Below are 19,309 nucleotides of genomic sequence, written 5' to 3'. Positions count from 1 at the left end.
CAATTCTAGACGCTGCGCCGGCGGTCACCGGCGTGCGAGGTGTCACTACGCGCCGATGGCGTCCAGCCAGCTGCCGAGGTGGCAAGCTGGCTGGACGCCATGGCGGTGGATGGTGCTAATCCTTGTTTGGAGTGGTCTTGTTGACCAGCATCAGGAATTCCGCGTTGGACTGGGTCTCGCGGATCTTCCCGGTGAGCACCTCCAGTGCCTGCTGCGGATCGATGCCCGAGAGCATGCGGCGCAGGCGCCACATGATGCGCACCTCTTCGGCACTCATCAGCTGCTCTTCGCGGCGGGTCGAGGATGCGTTGACATCCACCGCAGGGAAGATGCGCTTCTCGGCCAGCTGGCGCGAGAGGCGAAGCTCCATGTTGCCGGTGCCCTTGAATTCCTCGAAGATGACCTCGTCCATCTTGGATCCGGTCTCCACCAGGGCGGTGGCCAGGATGGTCAGCGAGCCGCCGTTCTCGATGTTGCGGGCGGCACCGAAGAAGCGCTTCGGCGGGTACAGCGCCGCCGAGTCCACGCCGCCGGAGAGGATGCGTCCGGAGGCCGGTGCTGCCAGGTTGTAGGCGCGGCCCAGGCGGGTCATCGAGTCCAGCAGGACCACGACATCCATGCCCATTTCCACCAGGCGCTTGGCGCGCTCGATGGCCAGCTCGGCCACGGTGGTGTGGTCATCTGCCGGGCGGTCGAAGGTCGAGGCGATGACCTCGCCCTTGACGGTGCGCTGCATGTCGGTGACTTCTTCGGGACGTTCGTCGACCAGCACCATCATCAGGTGCACTTCCGGGTTGTTGGTCGTGATGGCGTTCGCGATGGACTGCAGGATCAGGGTCTTGCCGGCCTTCGGAGGCGAGACGATCAGGCCGCGCTGGCCCTTGCCGATCGGGGCGACCAGGTCGATGACGCGCGGGCCGACCAGCTTCGGGTCGGTTTCCAGGCGCAGGCGCTCGGTCGGGTACAGCGGCACGAGCTTGTTGAACTCGACGCGTTCCTTGTTGTCTTCCGGCTTCTTGCCGTTGACGGAGGTCAGCTGCACCAGGGCGTTGAACTTCTGGCGCGGGTTCGGGGTCTCGCCCTCGCGCGGCTGGCGGATGGCGCCGACGATGGCGTCGCCCTTGCGCAGGTTGTACTTCTTGACCTGGCCCAGGGTGACGTAGACGTCGTTCGGGCCGGGCAGGTAGCCGGAGGTGCGGACGAACGCGTAGTTCTCCAGCACGTCCAGGATGCCGGCGATCGGCAGCACGACATCGTCTTCGCTCAGCTGCGGCTCGTCGTCATCACGGCGGTTGCGGCGGTTGCGGTTGTTCCGGTCGTTGCGGTCGTTGTTGCGCTCACGGCGGTTGTTCCGGTCATTGCGGTCATTGTTGCGCTCGCGGCGTTCACGGCGATCATTGCGCTCGCTGCGTTCCGAACGCTCCTCGGTGTTCTCCGAGTCGTTCGAGTCGTTGTTGCGATCATTGCGATCGTTGTTGCGCTCACGGCGGTTGTTCCGGTCATTGCGATCGTTGCTGCGCTCACGGCGCTCTTCGCGGCGGTCGGTGCGCTCTTCGGCGTTCTCCGACTCGGCGGCGTCATTGCGCTCGTTGTTGCGCTCGCGGCGGTTGCCACGCTCACGGCGGTTGCCGCGCTCGCGGCGCTCTTCGCGTGCTTCGCCGTTGTTCTCGGCGTTCTCTGCCGGTGCCTCGGCTGGCTCGGTGCCCTGCTCTGCAGGCTGCTCAGCTGGCTTGCTGCTGCGCGAGTTGCGGCGCTGGCGCGGGGCCTTGGCTTCCTCTGCTGGGGCCTGCTTCTCGGCAGGTGCTTCGGCGGCTGCTTCCTTGGTTTCGGCAGCAGCGGCAACCTTGCCGGAGTCGGTCACGCGGCGCGAGGTGCGGCGTGCGCGAGCAGGCTTTTCCGCCGGTGCTTCGGCAGCTGCCGCGGTTTCCGGTGCGGCGGTCTCGGTCTCGGCCTGCTCCTTGGCTGCGGCCTTCGGGGCGCGGCGTGCGCGGGCCTTGGTTTCCTTGGCCGGCTCGGCGGCGGCTTCTGCCTTGGCTGCAGGTGCTTCGGCCTTGGCCGACTTCGCTTCCTGCGCGGCCTTGGCTTCCTGCGCTGCCTTGGCGTCCTTGGCGGCAACGGAGCCACCGCGCTGGTGGTCGCCGATGGCCTTGACCAGATCAGCCTTGCGCATGCGCGACCCGCCGGTAATTCCCAGCTGGGAAGCCAACTGCTGCAGCTGGGTCATCTTCAAAGAGGCCAGACCGGCACTCTTATTTTCGGAAGTCTTGGTGTCCACGCCTTCGGTGAGGCTCGTGGTTTCGGTCACGAAAGTTCCTTCTGACTCGTAGGATGGGCCGCTTCAGGCAGGCCCACTATGCCGTAAATGATGTTCCACAGCCGCAGATTGCGTGGCTGCTTCACTTTCTCCCCGCAAGATAGCCCAGAATTCGGAGCAAAACTGCGGTGGATTAAAGAAACTGATATCGCCTGGGCGTACCTGGATGCGGGATATCAAAGGTGCTGCGAACTGCAGGGAAATCCGGAGCGGCTGGAGGGATGAAATGGGGTTCAAGAACCGAATTTATCCGCATCAACACTGGCCACAAATGATTCGGACCGGGCTACTGCCCAGCGATCCGGCCTGCCATGGTGTTACAGCACTTCTACTGTAACACCGTTATTGGCAAGCTTGGGAACTTCAGCACGCCAAGACACTGGAGAACTCGCAGAAAATTCGTTGATCACCGCTTGCACGGCAGCTACCTGGTCCTCGCTGGATACCAGGGTCATCACCGTTGGGCCGGCACCGGAAACCACTGCGGCCAATCCGGCATCGCGCAGCTTGGCAATCAGTGCGGCGCTTTGCGGCATGGCCGCAGCCCGGTAATCCTGGTGCAGGTAGTCCTTGGTGCCGCCCAGCAGCTGGCTTGGGTCATTGCTCAAAGCGTGGATCAGCAAGGCGGCACTAGCGCTGTTCGCCGCGGCCACCGCATGCTCGATATGCGAGGGCAGTGCACCACGGGCCACTTCGGTGGACAGCCCGTTGGAAGGGATGGCCAGCACCGCACGCAGATCCGGGTGCAATGGCACCTGCACGGAGCTGAAGCTGCCATCGGGATTCGTGGCAGAAATGCTCAAACCGCCAAAGACCGCAGGGGCCACATTATCCGGGTGGCCTTCCCACGCGGCCGCGGCCTGGAAGATTGATTCGGTTCCACGACGTGCCTCTGCTGGCAGCAGCGCGTCGGCCGCAGCATAGGCGGCAACGATCGCCGCTGCGGACGAGCCCATACCCCGAGCATGCGGAATGCGGTTATGCGCCACTAGTTCCACGCCTACCGGGGCGAAGCCGGCGTCTTTCCAGTAGCGGTGCATTTCCTTGATGATCAGGTGGGATTCATCGCGTGGCAGCTCATCGGCCCCGTCACCGAAAATCTCGACGCGGCTGGAGTGCGCGGTGCCCACCTCAAGGCGGTCGCGGTATTCCAGGGCCAGGCCCAGCGAATCGAAGCCGGGGCCGAGGTTGGCGGAGGTAGCCGGCGGGGAAACGATCAACTTCTGGCCCAGGGCGATCTGCTGCGTCATGGTTCCTTCAAGAATTCGGTGCGAGTGGTAATGGGTGCGCAACGGCCCGCCACGGCCGGCTCCCCCGTTTCCGGGAGAGCCATTGGCGCGGCGGGCCGTTGGCTGGCCAGAAGAATTCTGGCCGAAGGCGTTTAGGCCAGGCCCAGGGCGCCGGCGACCTCGACTACGTCGAAGGCCACCTTCTTTGGTGCGACGTCCGAGCCGTCGGCCTGCTTCAGGGCCCAGTCAGGATCCTTCAGGCCGTGGCCGGTTACGGTGATCACGATCTTCTTGCCGGTGGGCACGTTGCCGGCGGCGTGGTGCTTGAGCAGTCCGGCGACGCCGGCTGCCGAGGCGGGTTCCACGAAGACGCCTTCGCGCGAGGAGAGCCAGCGGTGCGCGGCGAGAATTTCCTCATCGGTGACCGAGTCGATCTGGCCGCCGGACTCGTCGCGGGCTGCTTCGGCCTGTTCCCAGGAAGCCGGGTTGCCGATGCGGATCGCGGTGGCGATGGTGTCCGGTTCGGTGATCGGGTGCCCGGCAACAATCGGAGCGGCGCCAGCTGCCTGGAAGCCCCACATGATCGGGTTCTTGGTGGATACCGGTTCGAGGACCTTGCCGGCCTCGTTGGTCCACTGCGTGGAGTACTCCTTGTAGCCCTTCCAGTACGCGGTGATGTTGCCCGCGTTGCCTACCGGCAGCAGGTGGTAGTCAGGTGCATCGCCCAGGAAGTCCACGACCTCGAAGGCGCCGGTCTTCTGGCCCTGGATACGCGCAGGGTTCACCGAGTTGACCAGGAATACCGGGTAGTTCTCGCTGAGCTTGCGGGCGACCTCAAGGCAGTTATCGAAGTTGCCGTCGATCTGGATGATGTCTGCGCCGTGGGCGATCGCCTGGGACATCTTGCCCATGGAGATCTTGCCGTCCGGCACCAGCACGGCGCACTTCAGGCCGGCCTGGGTGGCGTAGGCGGCAGCCGAGGCGGAGGTGTTGCCGGTGGAGGCGCACACCACGGCCTTGGCGCCGGCGGCGACCGCAGCGGTCATCGCCATGGTCATGCCGCGGTCCTTGAAGGAGCCGGTCGGGTTCATGCCCTCGACCTTCAGGTACACCTCGTTGCCGGTTTCCGCCGACAGCGCCGGGGCGTAGACCAGCGGGGTGCCGCCCTCGCCGAGCGTGATGACCTTGGTGTTTTCGTCGACTGGCAGGCGATCGGCGTATTCGCGGATCACTCCGCGCCACTGGTGAGCCACGTTAGTTTCCTTCAACTCGCATAACGGATAGTACACAGTGCACCGCGTCCAGCGCGGTGAGCGCCTCGACGGTGCTGGCCAGGGCCGCTTCGGTGCCCTGGTGGGTCAGGATGCGCAGCTGCGCGCCGGCCTCGGCGTCGACCTGCTGGCTCATCGACTCGATGGAGACCCCGTGCTCGCCGAAGACGGTGGCGATGGCCGCCAGCACGCCCGGCTGGTCCTTGACCGACAGGCCGATCCAGTAGCGGGTGTCGATGGCTTCGAAGTCCAGCAGCCGCGGGGCCTGGCTGACCGAGCCGTTGGGCAGCGGGGCCCCGGCGGCGATCTGCCGGGCCACGGCGACGACATCGCCCATGACCGCCGAGGCGGTCGGGTTGCCGCCCGCGCCGGCGCCGTAGAACATCAGGTCCCCGGCGTTCTCGGCCTCGACGAACACGGCGTTGAACGCGCCGTGCACGGTGGCCAGCGGGTGGCTGCGGCGCACCAGCGCCGGGTAGACGCGCACCGAGATCCCGGCTTCTGCGCGTTCGGCGATGGCCAGCAGCTTGATCACGTAGCCGGCGGCGGACGCGGCGGCGACATCGGCGGCGGTGACCTCGGTGATGCCCTGGGTCCAGACCTGCTCCGAGGACACGGTGGTGTGGAAGGCCAGCGAGGCCAGGATGGCCGCCTTCGCGGCGGCGTCGTGCCCGCCCACGTCGGCGGTCGGATCGGCTTCGGCGTAGCCCAGCGCCTGGGCTTCGGCCAGCACGTCGTCGAACGCGGCGCCGGTGGTGTCCATCGCGTCGAGGATGAAGTTGGTGGTGCCGTTGACGATGCCCATCACCTTGGTGATGTGGTCGCCCGCCAACGAGTCGGCGATCGGGCGCAGGATCGGGATGGCCCCGGCCACCGCCGCCTCGTAGCGCAGCTGCGCGCCGTGCTGCGAGGCCAGCGCGTTCAGCTCGGCGCCCTTGAGCGCGATCAGCGCCTTGTTGCCGGTGATGACGCTGGCGCCCTTGGACAGCGCGGCGGCGATGTATTCGCCGGCCGGCTCCATGCCGCCGAGCAGCTCGATGACCACATCGGCCTGGGCGATCAGCCCGGGAGCGTCGGTGGTGAAAAGCTCCTGGGGCAGCGCCGCATCGCGTTTGGCATCCAGGTTGCGCACGGCAATGCCGATCAGCTGCAGGCCGGCGCCCGAGCGGGCCGCCAGTTCATTCGCATCTTCCAGCAGGATCCGGGCCACCTGGGCCCCGACCGTGCCGCAACCCAGCAGGGCTACCTTCAGGTTCTTTTCGCCGCTCAATTAAACTCCCATGTCGCGGGCCAACAAGTCTGTTTCCGTTTCCCTGCGCACGATCAGGCGGGCTTGGCCATCGCGTACAGCTGCCACCGCGGGACGGGTGAGGTAGTTGTAGTTGCTCGACAGCGCCCAGCAGTAGGCGCCGGTGGCCGGTACGGCGAGCAAATCGCCGGCCGCCACGTCCTCGGGCAGGTAAACGTCCTTCACGACTATGTCACCTGACTCGCAATGTTTCCCAACTACACGAGAAATAATTGCGTCGCTTTGCGTCATACGGCTGGCCAGCACGGCGGTGTATTGCGCGTCGTAGAGCACCGGACGCGGGTTGTCGCTCATCCCGCCGTCCACCGAAATGTAGCGGCGCGGATGCAGTGCTCCAGTTTCGTCTTCCACCTGGACGTCCTTGCGCACGCCGGCCTCGTAGAGGGTGAAGGTGGACGGGCCGGCGATGGCGCGGCCCGGCTCGATCGAGATGCGCGGGCAGTCCAGTTCCAATTCGGCACAGGTGGCAGAGACCACGTCGGCCATCTGGCCGGCCAGCTTGGCTGGGGTGGAGGGGTGGTCTTCGGAGGTGTAGGCGATGCCGTAGCCGCCGCCCAGATCCAGCTCGGGCAGGGAGACGCCGTGGATCTCGCGGATCCGGGCCAGCAGCCCGAGCATGGTGCGCGCGACCATGGCGAAGCCTTCGGCCTCGAAGATCTGCGAGCCGATGTGGGCGTGCAGGCCCAGCAGGTTGATGTTCTTCGCCTCGATCGCCTGGGCGACCGCGCGCAGCGCAGGCGAGCTGCCGGAGGCGTCGTCCAGGATGGACAGGCCGAACTTCTGGTCCTCGTGCGCGGTGGCGATGGCCTCGTGCGTGGAGGCGTGCACGCCGGGGGTGATGCGCAGCATGACCTGGGCGGTCTTGTCCATGGCGTCGGCGATGGAGATCACCCGGTCCAGCTCGTCCAGCGAGTCGATGACCAGGCGTCCCACGCCCATCTCGATGGCGCGGGTGATCTCGGCTGCCGACTTGTTGTTCCCATGCAGCGAGAGGTTGGCGGCCGGCACCTTGGCGGCGCCGGCCACTGCCAGCTCGCCGCCGGAGCAGGTGTCAAGGCGCAGGCCCTCGTCGGTCACCCAGCGGGCCACCTCGGTGCACAAGAACGCCTTGCCGGCGTAGTAGACGTCGACTCCCCCGCACAGGTTCTTGAACGCCTCATCGAAGGCGGTCTTGAATCCGCGCGCGCGGGCACGGAAGTCGTTCTCGTCGAGCACGAACAGCGGGGTGCCGAATTCGGCTGCCAGCGCGGAGACGGGAAGGCCCTGGATGGACAGTTCGCCGCCAGCCTCGCGGGAAACCCCCGAAGCCCACTCGATCTGACGAAGCGCGTTGATGTTTTCCGGGAAGTGCAGCCATTGCGGGGCTAGCGGCGATACGGCCATAGGGTCTTACATCCTCTCTGGGGCGGAGACGCCCAGCAGTTCCAATCCATTTGCCAAGACGGTGGTGGCGGCGTCGTTCAGCCACAGGCGGGTTCCGTGCACCGGTGCGACTGCTTCGTCTTCGCCCATCGGGGTGATGCGGGTGGCGGCGTACCACGAGTGGTAGGCGCCGGCGACCTGCTCCAGGTAGCGGGCGATGCGGTGCGGTTCGCGGAATTCAGCGGCGCCGGCAACCACCGACGGGAACTGGCCGAGCACTGCCAGCAGCTCGTTCTCGGTGGCGTCGGTCAGCAGGGCGGCGTCGAACTCATCGCGGGTCACGCCCTTGGCGGCGGCATTGCGGGCCGCGGCGCAGGAGCGCGCGTGGGCGTACTGCACGTAGAACACCGGGTTGTCGTTGGTGTTCTTCTTCAGCTGCTCCGGATCCAGCGCGATCGGCGAATCGGCCGGGAAGCGGGCCAGCGAGTAGCGCAGCGCGTCGGCGCCGATCCAGTTGATCAGATCGCGCAGCTCGATGATGTTGCCGGCGCGCTTGGACAGCTTGGCTCCGTTGACCGAAATCAGCTGGCCGATCAGCACCTCGATATTCTTTTCCTTGTCATCGCCAGCGCAGGCGGCGATGGCCTTCAGGCGGTTGACGTAGCCGTGGTGGTCGGCGCCGAGCAGGTAGATCTTCTCTTCGAAGCCGCGGTCCTTCTTGGACAGGTAGTAGGCGGCGTCCGCGGCGAAGTAGGTAGGCTCTCCGTTGGCACGGATCAGCACGCGGTCCTTGTCATCGCCGAAATCGGTGGTGCGCAGCCAGACGGCTCCCTCCAAATCGAAGATGTGGCCCTGTTCGCGCAGGCGAGCCACGGCGTCAGCTACGGCACCGCCCTCATGCAAGGTGGTTTCTGAGAAGAACACGTCGAAGCTGACGCCGAAGTCGGCCAGGGTCTTCTTGATGTCTTCGAGCTGCGCCTTGTAGGCGGCTTCGCGCAAGGCCGGGATGGCTTCGGCTTCGTCCAGGTCCTTCAGGCCAGGGTTTTCGGCGAGAACGATCTCGCCCAGTTCCTTGATGTATTCGCCTGGGTAGCCGCCCTCGGGGACCGGCAGGCCGTGGATGCGGTTGTAGACCGAGCGGGCAAAGACGTTCATCTGGTTGCCGGCATCGTTGATGTAGTACTCGCTGGTCACGCTAGCGCCGGAGGCACGCAGGACACGCGAGATCGCATCGCCCAGGGCGGCCCAGCGGGTGTGGCCGATATGCAGTGGTCCGGTGGGGTTCGCCGAGACGAACTCCATGTTCACCACGTGGCCGGCCAGGGCCTGGTTGTTGCCGTAGGCGGCTCCGGCCTCGACGATGGTGCGAGCCAGTTCGCCGGCGGCGCCAGCTTCGAGGGTGATGTTCAGGAAGCCTGGACCTGCGATGTCCACGGCGCCGACTCCTGGAACTTCGGCAAGGCGTCGGGCAAGGATCTGCGCGAAGTCGCGCGGTGCCATGCCGGCCTTCTTGCCCAGCTGCAGCGCGATGTTGGTTGCCCAGTCACCGTGCTCACGGCTCTTGGGACGGTCGACACGCACGGTGTCTGGAACCTCAACGGAGATTTCACCAGCGGCGACGGCTTCGGTGAGGCATGCGGATATTGCTGCGGAGAGTTCTTCAGGAGTCACCGTTCAAGAATACCGGTAATTGCACTGCTTAATTAGCATTCATGACTCCGCCAAGGCTGTGAGACTTGCCGGGTTCGGTGACTTTTACAACACATCACAGCCCGGCTGCTCGAATTGCGCAGATCGGCACACCACCTGATAGTATTTTTTCTGTTGCCCGGCAACACGCCTCTGTAGCTCAGTGGATAGAGCGTCTGCCTCCGGAGCAGAAGGCCGAAGGTTCGATTCCTTTCAGGGGCACCAGCAAATTGCAGGTCCGGTTTATCCGGACCTGCAATTTTTTTATTTCCCCAGCGGTGTGATCTTCCACCGCAGATCAGCTAAACACTGGCGGTTCTCGCCCAGCTGGTGGTTATCTGGGGGCATGACCGATTCAACGCAGGCCCACCCGGATGAGCCACACGATCAGAACTTCGCCGAACGCCTGAACTGGCTCCGCGCCGGGGTGCTCGGCGCGAATGACGGCATCGTTTCGGTAGCCGCCACAGTTGTTGGCGTCGCCGGCGTCACCAACCACACCGCCCCCATCTTCACTGCCGGAATGGCCGCGGTCATCGGCGGAGCCATCTCGATGGCCCTGGGTGAATATGTTTCGGTCAGCAGCCAACGTGATTCGCAGCGAGCCCTGGTTGAAAAGGAGCACCAAGAACTCCGTGACGATCCCGACGCGGAGCTCGCTGAGCTTGCCGGGATCTACGAGGCCAAGGGATTGAGCCAGCACACCGCGATGCAGGTAGCCACCGAGCTGACCGAGCATGATGCGTTGGCAGCACATTTGTCCGCCGAGCTGAATATCGATGAAGAAGAAGTCGTCAATCCTTGGCATGCCGCCTATGCATCGGCGGCGTCCTTCATTGTCGGCGCCATCTTGCCCATGCTGGCGATCTTACTGCCGCCGGAACAGATCCGCATTCCGGTGACCTTTGCCGCGGTACTCGTAGCCCTCGCACTTACCGGGACGCTCGGCGCCTACATCGGCGGAAGCTCCAAACGCGTGGCAGCGCTGCGCCTGGTCATCGGCGGTGCCCTGGCCTTGGCCGCGACCTTCGCCATCGGCTCACTGCTTGGCTCCAGCGGAATTATCTAGCCCACGAACTCCGGCCTGGGAAACTATTCATGGACACCCCATCGATAACTTTTGCTGAAGCGACACCACCGGATTCGAAGCACGTCCAGAGCGCTGCGAAAATCTGGGCGCAGGCTGCGGCCCAACGCGATCACAAGCCCCTGCCTTTCGACGGCAGCCAAGCACTGGCCGGCGTCGAGCGTCGTTTGGCCCTGCCTGGTGCCAGGCTCGTGGTCGCATCCGAGGACGGGGTTCCAGCAGGATTTACCCTCTGCTCACCGCAAGATGGCTATCTGGAGATCTACTACGTCGCTGTTGCGCCGGATTTCTGGGGACAGGGCGTGGCACGCGAACTCTTGGCCGAAGTGGACCACTTCGCGCAGAAGGCCGGTTCCCACGATTTGCGTCTATGGGCCATCGCCGATAATTCACGGGCCATCAAGCTGTATCAGGCCAACGGCTACCGTCCTACTGGTGAAGAACTCAGGGATGAAGCTTCGGGACGAGTGGAAATCCTGTTGTCCAAGACACTGCGCTAAAACCCTGGCTTAAAAACAGCAAGGGCTTTGCCACCCCCTCGGATCGGCAAAGCCCTTGATACTGGACAATTCAGCTACTGCAGCATGGTCTTGTCATCGAGCTGCGCGCCCTTGATCTTGCTGAATTCGTCCAGCAAGTCCTGGACGGTCATCCTGGACTTCTCTTCCTGGTTCAAATCCAGGATGATCTGCCCGTCGTGCATCATGATCAGCCGGGTGCCCAGCTGCAATGCCTGCTCCATGTTGTGCGTGACCATCAACGTGGTCAGCTGGTGGCGTTCGACAATTTCCTTGGTCAAGCGCGAGACCAGCGCCGCACGCTGCGGATCCAGGGCCGCGGTGTGCTCATCGAGCAACAGGATCTTCGGCTTGGAGAAGGTGGCCATCAGCAGGCTCAGCGCCTGGCGCTGGCCGCCGGAGAGCAGGCCCACCTTCGTCTTCAGGCGCCCTTCCAAGCCGAGCTCCAGGGACTTCAGCTCCTCGACGAACAGCTCGCGGCGCTTGGAGCCCACGCCCAGGCCCAGTCCGCGGAAACGGCCGCGGGCGTAGGCCAGCGCCATGTTCTCCTCGATGGACATGGTCGGCGCGGTGCCGGCCATCGGATCCTGGAACACCCGGCCGATGTACTTGGCGCGGGAGTAGTCGGCCATCTTGGTGACATTCTTGCCCGCAATGGACACCGAGCCGGTATCCGGCTGCAGCTTGCCGGCGACCATGTTCAGCACGGTGGACTTGCCGGCGCCGTTGGAACCGATGACCGTGACGAATTCACCGTCCGAGAGGTTCAGGTTGATGTTGCGCAGCGCCTTGCGCTCGTTGACGGTTCCCGGGAAGAAGGTGCGGGACAGGTTCTTGATCTCAAGCATTGGTGCGAACCTCTTCCTTGGATTCGGTGACGGGCGCCGGGGTGCGCTTGAAGGACTTCACGATCTTCTGGAAGCCCTTCCACTTCGGCAGCAGCAGGGCAACGACCACGAGGACCGCGGAGATCAGCTTCATGTCGTTGACCTCCAATCCGGCCGACAGGGCCAGCTGGATGACCAGGCGGTAGATCACGGCGCCGAAGACCACCGCAATGGCGGCCAGCCAGATGTAGCGCTGGGTGAAAATCGCCTGGCCGACGATGACCGAGGCCAGGCCGATCAGGATCAGGCCGATGCCCATGCCGATGTCGGCGAAGCCCTGGTACTGGGCGATGACCGCGCCGGAGAGCGCCACCAGGCCGTTGGACAGCGCCAGGCCCAGGATCTTCTGGTTATCGGTGCTTACGCCGAAGGAGCGGATCATTTCCTGGTTGTCGCCGGTGGCGCGCATGGCCATGCCCAGTTCAGTGTGCAGGAACCAGACGATTGCCGCGACGAAGACCAAGCAGACGCCGAAGAGGATCGCCACCGAAGCGGCCGAGCCGAGGATGCCGGCGGCCCGCATCGGGCTGATCAGCGTTTCCTCGCCGAGCAAGGGGGTATTGGCCTTGCCCATGATGCGCAGGTTGACCGAGTACAGCGCGATCATGGTCAGGATGCCGGCGAGCAGGCCGTCAATCTTGCCCTTGGTATGCAGCAGGCCGGTAATGACACCGGCAACCATGCCGGCGAAGAAGGCCAGCACGGTGGCCAGCCAGGGATTCATCCCGTTCACGATGCCGACCGAGGCGACGGCTGCACCGGTGGTGAAGCTGCCGTCGACGGTCAGGTCGGGAAAGTCCAGGATGCGGAAGGTCAGGTACACCCCGAGCGCCATGATGGCGTAGATCAGGCCGAGTTCAACCGCTGTGATCATGTGTGGATCCTTGAGTTGTAAGTTTTTTGCGAGTTATCACGACGAAAGGCGAGGCGTCAGGTTATGCGCCTCGCCTTTCGTCGATAAGTTGTTGCCGGGGTTTAGTAGACCTCGACGGCTTCCGATTTCATCTCATCGGTGAATTCGATGCCTGCTTTCTTGGCGGCATCTTCGTTCAGGTACAGGTCGACCTCGGAGATAGTCTCCACCGGCATGGTTGCCGGCTCGGCCTCGCCCTTGAGCAGCTTCACGGCCATGGCAGCGGTCTGCTCGCCGAGCTTCTCGTAGTTGATGCCGTAGGTTGCGGTCGCGCCGCGCTTGACGGACTCGCCGTCAGCCGAAATGACCGGAACCTTGTTCTTCTCGGCTACCTGCAGCAGGCCTTCCAGTGCGGAGACCACGGCATTGTCGGTCGGGACGTAGTACGCGTCGACATCCAGCGAGCTGGCGGCCTGCTGGACTTCGCTGGAAGCCGAGACAGCGGCTTCCTCAATGGTCAGGCCCAGGCCCTTGGCGGCTTCCTTGGCCATCTTCACCTGGACGGCGGAGTTCGCTTCGCCCGAGGAGTAGACGATGCCGACCTTCTTGGCATCCGGCACCAGGTCCTTGAGCAGCTGCAGCTGCTCATCGACCGGGTTCATGTCCGAGGTGCCGGTGACGTTTGCGCCCGGGGCTTCGTTGGAAGCAACCAGCTTGGCATCCACCGGGTCGGTCACAGCCGAGAAGAGCACCGGAACATTGGTGATCGCCTGAGCGGCTGCCTGTGCCGATGGGGTGGCTACTGCCAGCACCAGGTCGATATCCGAATCGGCGGCCAGCTTGCCGGCGATCGAGGTGTTGGTGGCCTGGTCGGTTTCGGCGTTGTTCTCGTCGTAGCTGATCTTCTCGCCCGTGTAGCCGGCTTCTTCCATGCCTGCCTTGAAGCCGGTGACCACTGCATCCAGCGACGGGTGCGAGACGAACTGGGAGATGCCGATCTTGACTGGTTCGTCGCCGCCGCCGGCGGCACCCTGTTCTCCGCTGCCGCCGCAGGCGGTCAGGGCCAATGCGCCAGCTGCTGCGATCGCAGCGAATTTCATGGCGGTGAAGCTCTTCATTGAAGTTCCTTTCAAAGTTCCCTTGCGAGTGATTCCCACCGATAGCGCGGATGCCAGGTTATGAAGCGCAACTGGTGCGCAGCATGCGGGAACCGTCCAGGCATCGCGACGATGATTACCCACGATCTTACATGTGAACGACCTCACCTTGCCTACAATCAAGCGCGTTTTCTAGACGTTTGCCTCTTGATACCGATTCTGGTGGACACAAATGATCCACTTCTAGCCGGAATCTGGAAGTTTTGTATTTGGCGGCCCGAAGTTGTCGACAATTACTTGGACAATCTGAAAATTTGACTCCTGGAGCCCTGCTTGCCGACTGCCTGGGCTATTGCATTAATGCTGCCCGGCCAGGCTCCGGCCCGGCGGCCACCACGAACATGCGGGGCGTGAATAGAATGGGAACATCATGGCGCTCAGCATTACGTATCCCGAAGCACTTCCCGTCTCAGCCCGCCGCGAGGACATCCTCGACGCGGTGCGCGAAAACCAGGTAGTGGTCATCGCCGGCGAAACCGGTTCGGGCAAGACCACCCAGCTTCCCAAGATGCTCCTCGAACTCGGCCTTGCCGAAAAGGGCATGATCGGGCACACCCAGCCGCGCCGCCTGGCCGCGCGCACCGTGGCCGAGCGCATCGCCGAGGAGATGGGCACGACCATCGGCGAGGAAGTCGGCTTCCACGTGCGCTTCACCGGCGAGGTCTCGCGCAAGACCAAGCTGAAGGTGATGACCGACGGCATCCTGCTGGCCGAGATCCAGCGCGACAAGCTGCTGAAGAAATACTCGGCGATCATCATCGACGAAGCCCACGAGCGCAGCCTGAACATCGACTTCCTGCTCGGCTATCTCAAGCAGATCATGCCCAAGCGCCCGGATTTGAAGATCATCATCACCTCCGCGACCATCGACCCGCAGCGCTTCGCCGCGCACTTCGGGAAGAAGGATGCCGACGGCGAACTGGTCCCTGCCCCGATCCTGGAGGTCTCCGGGCGCACCTTCCCGGTGGAGCTGCGCTATCGGCCGCTGCAGGCCGAGGAGCCCATGGACGCCGACGAGGCGGCCGAGAACACCCTGGAGGAAGAGCGCGACCCGCTGGATGCGGTCACCGACGCGGTCAAGGAGCTGAGCGGCGAAGCGCCGGGCGACATCCTGATCTTCTTCTCCGGCGAGCGCGAGATCCGCGACGCAGCCGATGCGCTGCGCGCCATGGTCACCGCCAACAAGCGCCTGCCGCGCTATGAGGTGCTCCCCTTGTTCGCCCGGCTGTCGCTGGCCGAGCAGCACCGGGTCTTCCACCCCGGCGGCGCACCGCGCATCATCCTGGCCACCAACGTGGCGGAGACCTCGTTGACCGTGCCGGGCATCAAGTACGTGATCGATACCGGCACCGCCCGCATTTCGCGCTACTCGCATCGCACCAAGGTGCAGCGCCTGCCGATCGAGCGCGTCTCGCAGGCCAGCGCCAACCAGCGCTCGGGCCGCTGCGGCCGCGTCTCCGAGGGCATCGCCATCCGCCTGTACTCCCAGGAGGACTACAACTCCCGACCTGAGTTCACCGACCCGGAAATCCTGCGCACCAACCTGGCCAGCGTGATCCTGCAGATGATCTCCATGGGCGTGGTGGCCTCGGCCGCCGAGGTCGCCAGCTTCCCGTTCGTCCAGCCGCCCGAAGCCAAGGCGATCACCGATGGCGTGAACCTGCTGCGCGAGCTCGGGGCGCTGTGCCAGGACAAGTCGGCCAAGCTCACCGAGGTCGGCCGGAAGCTGGCCCAGCTGCCGCTGGATGTGCGCCTGGGCCGGATGATCGTCGAATCCGCGCAGCGCTCGGTCGCCAAGGAAGTGATGGTGCTCGCCGCCGGGCTGAGCATCCAGGACCCGCGCGAGCGGCCCAGCGAGGAGACCGGGCAGCGCGAGCGCGCCACCGAGCTGCACAAGCGCTTCGCCGACGGCAAGTCCGACTTCATCGCGCTGCTGAATCTGTGGGCCTATCTGCAGGAGCAGCAGAAGGAACTGTCCTCCTCGGCCTTCCGCCGGCTGTGCAAGGCCGAGTTCATCAACTACCTGCGCGTGCGCGAGTGGCAGGATTTGTTCACCCAGCTGCGCCAGCTGGCCAAGCCGCTGGGCATCACCGTCGCGGCCGCCCCGATCGAGCCGGCAGCCAACGAGGACGAGGTGCACAAGTCGCTGCTCTCCGGGCTGCTCGGGCACATCGGGCTCTACGACGAGCGCAAGCGCGACTACCAGGGCGCGCGCGGCACCCGGTTCGCGATCTTCCCCGGCTCGGGCCTGTTCAAGAAGTCCCCCACCTGGGTGATGTCCGCCGAGCTGGTGGAGACCTCGCGGCTGTGGGCGCGCACCAATGCGGCCATCGACCCCACCTGGGTGGAGGAGCTCGCCCCGCATTTGCTCAAGCGCACCCACTCGGAGCCGCACTGGTCCAAGCGCAACGGCTCGGTGATGGGCTACGAGAAGGTCACGCTCTTCGGGCTGCCGATCGTCCCCCGCCGCCAGTTCCACTACTGGCGGGTGGACAAGGACCTGGCCCGCGAGCTGTTCATCCGCCATGCGCTGGTTGAGGGCGATTGGCGCACCCACCACAAGTTCTTCGCGAAGAACCGCGCGCTGCTCGAGGAAGTCGAGGAGCTGGAAACCCGCATGCGCCGCCACGACCTGCGCATCTCGGACGAGGACCTGTTCGCGTTCTACGATGCCCGGGTGGGTGCCGAGGTGTACTCCGAGCGGCACTTCGACCGCTGGTGGAAGAAGGCCCGCGCCGCCGACCCGGCGCTGCTGGACTTCGACCCCGAGGCGCTGCTGGCCGAAACGGACGCGGTGGACGAGACCGCGTTCCCGACCACCTGGAAGCTCGGCGGCATCCACCTGCCGCTGTCCTACGAGTACAACCCGGCAGCATCCGCCGGCGAGGGCGATGGCGTGTCGATCACCGTGCCGGTGGTGTTCCTCAACCAGCTCGATCCTGCCCGCTTCGCCTGGCTGATCCCGGGGCTGCGCCACGAGCTGCTCACCGCGCTGATCCGCTCGATGCCCAAGGCGATCCGCAAGAACTTCGTGCCCGCCCCGGATGTGGCGTCCAAGGCGCTGGGGATGCTGGAGGCGGACTTCGACCCGGACACCGACGAGCTGGCCGAATCCCTGGCCCTGGTGCTGCGCCGGCTGCGCGGCATCGTCGTCGATCCGGGCTCCTTCGATTTCGCCGCGCTGCCCGCGCATCTGCGCTTCGGCTTCACGATTACCGACGGCTCGGGCAAGGTGCTCGGGCGCGGGGACGATCTGGCTGCGCTGCAGTACAAGTTCGCCGCCGCCAACCGCGCCGCACTGGCCAGCGGGGTCAACTCCCCCGGGGCGGCCGCTCCGGGCGCAGCCGGCAAGCCCGGGACCCCGGGGGCGATGGCTTCCTCCTCGAAGCGGCAGAAGAAGGGAGCCAAGGCCGCCGGCTCCGCGGCCGCTGGCTCCGCTGCCACCGGGGCCTGGGACCAGCGCGGGCTGGATCACTGGCCGCAGCTGGAATCCGCTGGCGAGACCCAGGGCGATACGCTGCCGCAGAAGGTGAGCACCACCGTGATGGGCCAGCAGATTACCGCCTACCCGGGGTTGCTGGATACCGGGGACAAGGTGGACCTGACGGTCTTCCGCACCCAGGCCGAACGCGATGCGGCGCACCGCACCGGCGTGATCCGGCTGCTGATGCTGCGCCTGCCGCCAGCAGCGAAGTTCGTGATCTCGCACCTGAAGAACGCCGAGAAGCTGGTGTTCACGCAGAACCCGCACGGCTCCATCGAGAAGCTGATCGCCGACTGCACCATGGCAGCGGTGGACCAGCTGGTGCCCGAGCGGCTGCCGATGAACCGCGCCGAGTTCCAGGCGCTGTTCGAAACCGTGCGCGCCGAGCAGATCGATACGGTCTTCACCATCACCGCGATCGTGGCGAAGGTGTTCGGCTCCTCCACCCGCATCGCCAAGGATGTGAAGAACACCAAGTCGCTGGCGATGTTCGCGGCGGTGAGCGATATCCGCTCGCAATTGGAGCAGCTGATCTACCCGGGCTTCATCGCCGCTACCGGAGCGCCGCACCTGATGCGCCTGCCACGCTACCTGCAGGGCATCGAACTTCGCCTGGACAAGCTGCGCGGCGGTGCGGTCACCCGCGACGGGCAGGCTTTGGCGATCATCCAGAAGCTGGAGGACGAATACGATGCCGCGCTGGACAAGGTGCCCGAGGGCGCCCGGGTGCCGGCCGGCTTGGCCCAGGTGAAGTGGATGCTGGAGGAAATGCGCATCTCGCTGTTCGCCCAGGAGCTGGGCACCGCCTACACGGTCAGCGAGAAGCGCATCCGCAAGGCGATCAAGGATTCGCTGGCGCAGCTATAGCGGCCAGGAAAGGATCCCGACATACACGGCGGTACCGCCGAGCACGCTGAGCACCGGTGCGCCGGCGCAGCAGGTGCAGCCCCATGGTGGCCGCCAGCGCGGCGGCCACCGGCCAGGCCACTGCCGGATCCATGATGCCGGCGGGCAGCGTGGCAGCAACCAGCACCACCATGATGCCCAGCGGCATGCGCAGGGCGAGGTAGTTGATGAACCCGTGGCTGCGCAATTTGGCGATGAAGGCCAAGGGCAGCGCGCGCAGCCCGAAGGTCACGGCGGTGCTCGCCGCGATGGTCGAAAAGAGGTACAGGTTATCGGGCATTGCTTCCTTCTTCCTGAAGTGGCGCAGCGGCAGGCTCGCCGTCGCCGGCACCGGTGCGCCGGCGCAGCAGGTAGGCCGCCGCCAGTCCGGCCAGGAACATCGCCATGGCCACCACCATCATGCTCTGCGGCGCGATCCAGCTGGCCACCACTGCGCTGATCAGCGCCAGGCCGGACAGCGGAATACTGCGGTACGCCTTGAACGCTTCGATCGCCAGCACGGCGAATAATGCGGTCACCGCGAATTCCAGGCCCTTGATGGATTCGGGGATCAGTGAGCCCAGCAGCGCCCCAGCCAGCACGCTGGTGGTCCAGCTTGCATGGAGCAGGCCCTGGATGGCCAGGATCCGCGTCGAGGAATAGTTGTACCGCTCTGCCTGCAGGGTCAGCGCGTAGGCCTCATCGGTCAGTGCGAACATGCTGTAGATCTTTGCGCCCTTGCCCCTGACCCGGTGAAGCCTCCCATATGACCATGCGCAATGTCCGCGGCTAGGCCTTCACAGGGCTGAAGGCCGGCTCAGGCCTCGGGCACGAACTGGCCGTGGCCGTCCTGGCGCAACCCCTCGCGCAGCGCCTGCGCGTTGTTCTCCATGGCCTGCGGATCCGGGTTGTCGGCCGCCCGGGACAAATCGAAGTCGGCCAGCGAATTGGTCGGCCAGACATGCACATGCAGGTGCGGTACCTCGAAGCCGGCGATCATCAGCCCGGCGCGCTGCGCGGAGAACACGCGCTTCTGGGTGCGCCCGATCTTGGTGGCGACCAGCGTCAGGTGCGCCATCAGCTCGTCGGGGGCGTCGGTGAACTCGTCGATTTCCTCGCGCGGAACCACCAGGGTGTGCCCGTCGGACAGCGGCCCGATGGACAGGAACGCCACGCACTGCTCGTCCTTCCAGACGAAGCGGCCGGGAATTTCCCCGTTGATGATCTTGGTGAACAGCGTGCTCATTGCTGCCTTTCTGCGTTG

At 65.1% G+C, this 19,309-nt stretch carries 15 protein-coding genes and 1 tRNA gene; 4 read left to right on the top strand and 12 right to left on the bottom strand.

What is annotated here, in order from left to right; translation table 11 throughout:
• Positions 1–115: 115 nt before the first annotated feature.
• The 6 genes from rho to argS all read right to left on the bottom strand — a co-directional run bounded on the left by rho (position 116) and on the right by argS (position 9,156).
• Entirely contained in the window at positions 116–2,305 is a 2,190-nt protein-coding gene (gene rho / locus F0M17_RS06260; protein ID WP_149596681.1) for a transcription termination factor Rho, read from the bottom strand.
• 326 nt (positions 2,306–2,631) lie between these two features.
• Positions 2,632–3,564 carry a homoserine kinase gene (thrB, locus tag F0M17_RS06255; RefSeq protein WP_149596680.1) on the bottom strand — a complete coding sequence of 311 codons (933 nt, stop codon included), beginning with the start codon at positions 3,562–3,564 and terminating at the stop codon, positions 2,632–2,634.
• A gap of 131 nt (positions 3,565–3,695) precedes the next feature.
• Positions 3,696–4,796, bottom strand: coding sequence for a threonine synthase (gene thrC, locus F0M17_RS06250; RefSeq protein ID WP_038990449.1), 1,101 nt, complete (start codon positions 4,794–4,796; stop codon positions 3,696–3,698).
• A gap of 1 nt (position 4,797) precedes the next feature.
• Positions 4,798–6,084 (bottom strand): homoserine dehydrogenase, encoded by a 1,287-nt coding sequence (locus F0M17_RS06245; RefSeq protein WP_038990448.1) that lies wholly within the window; start codon positions 6,082–6,084, stop codon positions 4,798–4,800.
• Positions 6,085–7,506: a diaminopimelate decarboxylase gene (gene lysA / locus F0M17_RS06240; RefSeq protein ID WP_121866557.1), complete on the bottom strand. Its 1,422-nt coding sequence runs from the start codon at positions 7,504–7,506 to the stop codon at positions 6,085–6,087.
• Between the two features lie 6 nt (positions 7,507–7,512).
• Positions 7,513–9,156 carry an arginine--tRNA ligase gene (gene argS, locus F0M17_RS06235; protein ID WP_149596679.1) on the bottom strand — a complete coding sequence of 548 codons (1,644 nt, stop codon included), beginning with the start codon at positions 9,154–9,156 and terminating at the stop codon, positions 7,513–7,515.
• 167 nt (positions 9,157–9,323) lie between these two features.
• Here argS and F0M17_RS06230 point away from each other — a divergent pair.
• The 3 genes from F0M17_RS06230 to F0M17_RS06220 all read left to right on the top strand — a co-directional run bounded on the left by F0M17_RS06230 (position 9,324) and on the right by F0M17_RS06220 (position 10,761).
• Positions 9,324–9,399: transfer RNA gene (locus F0M17_RS06230), tRNA-Arg, on the top strand.
• Between the two features lie 121 nt (positions 9,400–9,520).
• Positions 9,521–10,243, top strand: coding sequence for a VIT family protein (locus tag F0M17_RS06225; protein WP_038990444.1), 723 nt, complete (start codon positions 9,521–9,523; stop codon positions 10,241–10,243).
• Between the two features lie 29 nt (positions 10,244–10,272).
• Positions 10,273–10,761: an N-acetyltransferase gene (locus F0M17_RS06220; RefSeq protein WP_073707649.1), complete on the top strand. Its 489-nt coding sequence runs from the start codon at positions 10,273–10,275 to the stop codon at positions 10,759–10,761.
• A gap of 74 nt (positions 10,762–10,835) precedes the next feature.
• Here the strand turns inward: F0M17_RS06220 and F0M17_RS06215 are convergent, their stop codons facing one another.
• From F0M17_RS06215 to F0M17_RS06205, 3 genes are all read right to left on the bottom strand, one after another.
• Positions 10,836–11,627 (bottom strand): ABC transporter ATP-binding protein, encoded by a 792-nt coding sequence (locus tag F0M17_RS06215; protein ID WP_038990443.1) that lies wholly within the window; start codon positions 11,625–11,627, stop codon positions 10,836–10,838.
• The gene (locus F0M17_RS06210) at positions 11,620–12,540 is read right to left on the bottom strand and encodes an ABC transporter permease (protein WP_038990442.1); all 921 of its coding nucleotides are present in this window, start codon (positions 12,538–12,540) and stop codon (positions 11,620–11,622) included. The genes F0M17_RS06215 and F0M17_RS06210 overlap by 8 nt, the downstream gene beginning before the upstream one ends.
• A 101-nt stretch (positions 12,541–12,641) precedes the next feature.
• Positions 12,642–13,637, bottom strand: a complete 996-nt coding sequence (locus tag F0M17_RS06205) for an ABC transporter substrate-binding protein (RefSeq protein ID WP_066137608.1) — start codon at positions 13,635–13,637, stop codon at positions 12,642–12,644.
• Positions 13,638–14,046: 409 nt separating this feature from the next.
• Here F0M17_RS06205 and hrpA point away from each other — a divergent pair, with 409 nt between their 5' ends.
• Positions 14,047–18,027 (top strand): ATP-dependent RNA helicase HrpA, encoded by a 3,981-nt coding sequence (gene hrpA, locus F0M17_RS06200; protein ID WP_149596678.1) that lies wholly within the window; start codon positions 14,047–14,049, stop codon positions 18,025–18,027.
• Here the strand turns inward: hrpA and F0M17_RS06195 are convergent.
• The 3 genes from F0M17_RS06195 to F0M17_RS06185 form a co-directional block, all read right to left on the bottom strand.
• Positions 18,002–18,346 carry an AzlD domain-containing protein gene (locus F0M17_RS06195; protein ID WP_210416700.1) on the bottom strand — a complete coding sequence of 115 codons (345 nt, stop codon included), beginning with the start codon at positions 18,344–18,346 and terminating at the stop codon, positions 18,002–18,004. The two genes, hrpA and F0M17_RS06195, sit on opposite strands and share 26 nt — an antisense overlap.
• Positions 18,336–18,764, bottom strand: coding sequence for a hypothetical protein (locus F0M17_RS06190; protein WP_149596677.1), 429 nt, complete (start codon positions 18,762–18,764; stop codon positions 18,336–18,338). Before F0M17_RS06190 ends, F0M17_RS06195 begins: the two co-directional genes overlap by 11 nt.
• A 98-nt stretch (positions 18,765–18,862) precedes the next feature.
• Positions 18,863–19,291 carry an HIT family protein gene (locus F0M17_RS06185; protein WP_066137601.1) on the bottom strand — a complete coding sequence of 143 codons (429 nt, stop codon included), beginning with the start codon at positions 19,289–19,291 and terminating at the stop codon, positions 18,863–18,865.
• Positions 19,292–19,309: the final 18 nt, after the last annotated feature.

Origin of the sequence: Glutamicibacter sp. ZJUTW, from assembly GCF_008370855.1 — a bacterium.
Lineage (GTDB): Bacteria > Actinomycetota > Actinomycetes > Actinomycetales > Micrococcaceae > Glutamicibacter > Glutamicibacter nicotianae.
This window is presented reverse-complemented; position numbering and strand designations above follow the sequence as displayed.

Excerpts from the sequence above, each read along its gene's own strand:
- F0M17_RS06220 (WP_073707649.1), top strand. The coding sequence starts at position 10,273 with ATGGACACCCCATCGATAACTTTTGCTGAAGCGACACCACCGGATTCG.
- lysA (WP_121866557.1), bottom strand. The coding sequence starts at position 7,506 with ATGGCCGTATCGCCGCTAGCCCCGCAATGGCTGCACTTCCCGGAAAAC.
- F0M17_RS06190 (WP_149596677.1), bottom strand. The coding sequence starts at position 18,764 with ATGTTCGCACTGACCGATGAGGCCTACGCGCTGACCCTGCAGGCAGAG.
- F0M17_RS06185 (WP_066137601.1), bottom strand. The coding sequence starts at position 19,291 with ATGAGCACGCTGTTCACCAAGATCATCAACGGGGAAATTCCCGGCCGC.
- F0M17_RS06215 (WP_038990443.1), bottom strand. The coding sequence starts at position 11,627 with ATGCTTGAGATCAAGAACCTGTCCCGCACCTTCTTCCCGGGAACCGTC.
- F0M17_RS06210 (WP_038990442.1), bottom strand. The coding sequence starts at position 12,540 with ATGATCACAGCGGTTGAACTCGGCCTGATCTACGCCATCATGGCGCTC.
- hrpA (WP_149596678.1), top strand. The coding sequence starts at position 14,047 with ATGGCGCTCAGCATTACGTATCCCGAAGCACTTCCCGTCTCAGCCCGC.
- F0M17_RS06195 (WP_210416700.1), bottom strand. The coding sequence starts at position 18,346 with ATGCCCGATAACCTGTACCTCTTTTCGACCATCGCGGCGAGCACCGCC.
- F0M17_RS06225 (WP_038990444.1), top strand. The coding sequence starts at position 9,521 with ATGACCGATTCAACGCAGGCCCACCCGGATGAGCCACACGATCAGAAC.
- thrB (WP_149596680.1), bottom strand. The coding sequence starts at position 3,564 with ATGACGCAGCAGATCGCCCTGGGCCAGAAGTTGATCGTTTCCCCGCCG.
- F0M17_RS06205 (WP_066137608.1), bottom strand. The coding sequence starts at position 13,637 with ATGAAGAGCTTCACCGCCATGAAATTCGCTGCGATCGCAGCAGCTGGC.